The organism is Micromonospora sp. NPDC005220 (assembly GCF_040607895.1).
Taxonomy (GTDB): Bacteria; Actinomycetota; Actinomycetes; order Mycobacteriales; family Micromonosporaceae; genus Micromonospora.
In genome coordinates this window covers 1-2,227 of sequence record NZ_JBEXHP010000232.1, presented here as the reverse complement: position 1 = coordinate 2,227, position 2,227 = coordinate 1, and the positions used below count along the sequence as shown (strand labels likewise).

Annotated in this window: 2 protein-coding genes and 1 pseudogene; 2 read left to right on the top strand and 1 reads right to left on the bottom strand. The window is 74.5% G+C overall.

Annotation, left to right across the window (positions count from 1 at the left end):
* Positions 1 to 254: pseudogene (locus ABZU52_RS32330) on the bottom strand (hypothetical protein); the annotation flags it as partial.
* Between the two features lie 102 nt (positions 255 to 356).
* On the opposite strand from ABZU52_RS32330, the gene ABZU52_RS32325 reads away from it, so the two are divergent.
* Together ABZU52_RS32325 and ABZU52_RS32320 are read left to right on the top strand one after the other, a co-directional pair.
* The gene (locus ABZU52_RS32325; protein WP_354974701.1) at positions 357 to 1,052 is read left to right on the top strand and encodes a response regulator transcription factor; all 696 of its coding nucleotides are present in this window, start codon (positions 357 to 359) and stop codon (positions 1,050 to 1,052) included.
* Positions 1,049 to 2,227: HAMP domain-containing sensor histidine kinase (locus ABZU52_RS32320; protein WP_354974700.1), on the top strand; the 1,179-nt coding region annotated here is incomplete at its 3' end. The genes ABZU52_RS32325 and ABZU52_RS32320, both read left to right, overlap by 4 nt.

The window sequence follows — 2,227 nt, the reverse complement described above, 5'->3', positions numbered from 1 at the left end:
TGCCGACGCTGTTCGAGAACGGGTACCCCAACGAGTCCGGTCTGGTCTTCGCCCCGGACGGCACCGCCCACTGCCTGCTGCGGCGCCGGCTCCGGTGCGGCGAGCGCCCGCTCGATCTCGGCCTCGCTGCGCACCCCACCCGGGGTGCCGGTGATGCTCTCGCCCACCAGCCGGATCGCGCCCAGGCCGATCACTGTGGCGATGGCGGCGGTGGCCACCCACCCGGTGGCGACGACGATCGAACGACGGCCCATCCCCTGACTATCCCCGATCCGTCCTTGTCGTTGGCACATCCGAACGCTAAGGCATGGTTAACGTGCACCGTGCTGCCAACGGCAGCGGTTAGCCTGCCAGCTGTGGCCCGCCTGTTGCTCATCGAGGACGACCTGACGATCCGTACCCCGCTGATCCGGGCCCTGCGCGAACGCGGCCACGCGGTGGCCGCGGCCTCGACCGCGATGGCCGGGCTCCGCGACGCGCTGGAGGACCGGCCCGACCTTGTCGTGCTCGACCTGGGCCTGCCCGATCTGGACGGCCGCGAGCTGCTGCGGATGCTGCGCGCGGTCAGCTCGGTGCCGGTCATCGTGGCCACCGCGCGCGACGACGAGGCCGAGATCGTCCGGGTGCTCGACGCGGGCGCCGACGACTACGTGGTCAAGCCGTTCACCGCGGCGCAGCTCGACGCCCGCACCCGGGCGGTGCTGCGGCGCGGCCCGTCCGGTGCCGACGGGCAGGACCCGACGCTGGTTGTCGGCGGGCTCCGCGTCGACCCCCGGGCCCGGCAGGTCACCCTGGACGGGGCCGCGGTCGAGCTGACGCCCCGCGAGTTCGACCTGCTGCACCACCTGGCCGGCCGCCCCGGCCAGGTGGTCACCAAACGTGAACTGCTCACGGAGGTGTGGCAGATCCCGTACGGCGGCGCCGACAAGACCGTCGACGTGCACCTGTCCTGGTTACGTCGCAAGTTGGGGGAGAACGCCCAGCAGCCTCGCTACCTGCACACCGTGCGGGGTGTCGGGGTACGTCTCGAAGCCCCGCCGGCGCAGCCGTGAGGGCGCGTCTCGCGCTGCTGGTCGCCGCGGTCAGCGTCCTCACCCTCATCGCGTTCCTGGTGCCGTTGGCGCTGCTGGTCCGCACCGTCGCCGAGGACCGGGCCACCGTACGGGCCACCGCCGACGCGCAGAGCCTGGTGCCGGTGGTCGGCACCGCCGACGCGGCGACCATCCGGCTCACCGTCGAACAACTCGCCGCGGAGTCCGGGCGACCGGTGAGCGTCTTCCTGCCCGACGGCACGGTGCTCGGCGCCCAGACACCGCGAACGCCGGCGGTGGCTCTCGCCGCGCGCGGACAGAGCCTCACCGGGGAGTCGGCGGCCGGCCGGGAGGTGGTCATCGCCGTGCAGGGTCGGGCGGACGGCACCGGCGTGATCCGGATCGCGGTGCCACAGCACGAGCTGACCGCCGGGGTCACCCGGGCCTGGCTGGTGCTGGCGCTGCTCGGCGTGATCCTCGTGCTGATCGGGTTGGTGGTCGCCGACCGGTTGGCGCGCACCCTGGTCCGGCCGATCAGCGACCTCTCGGCCGTCTCCCACCGGCTGGCCAACGCCGAGTTGGACGCCCGGGTCACGCCGGCCGGCCCGCCCGAACTGCGCGAGGTGGCCGGCGCGCTCAACCACCTCGCCACCCGGATCCAGGTGCTCCTCGTGCAGGAGCGGGAGCAGGTCGCCGACCTGTCGCACCAGCTGCGGACGCCGCTGACGGCGTTGCGGCTGGAGGCGGAGTCGTTGCGTGATCCGGACGACGCCGCCCGGATCACCGCCGCCGCCGACGGGCTCGAACGTGCGGTCACCGGGCTGATCCGGCAGGCCCGGTGGCGGCACGCCCCGGCGGCGCAGCCGGCCTCCTCGGACGCGGCGGCGATCGTCGCCGACCGGGTCGCGTTCTGGTCGGTGCTGGCCGAGGACACCGGCCGGGCCGTCACCCTCGACCTGGCGGCCGGCCCCCTTCCCGTCGGGGTGGCCGTCGACAAACTGACGGCGGCCGTGGACGCCCTGCTCGGCAACGTCTTCGCGCACACCCCCGACGGCACGCCGTTCGCCGTCCGGCTCGCCCGCGAGGCGGGCGAGGTGCTCCTCGCGGTCATCGACGAGGGCCCGGGGATGCCGGCCGGGGCGGTCCGGCGGGGCGCCAGCGCGGCCGGTTCCACCGGCCTCGGCCTGGACATCGCC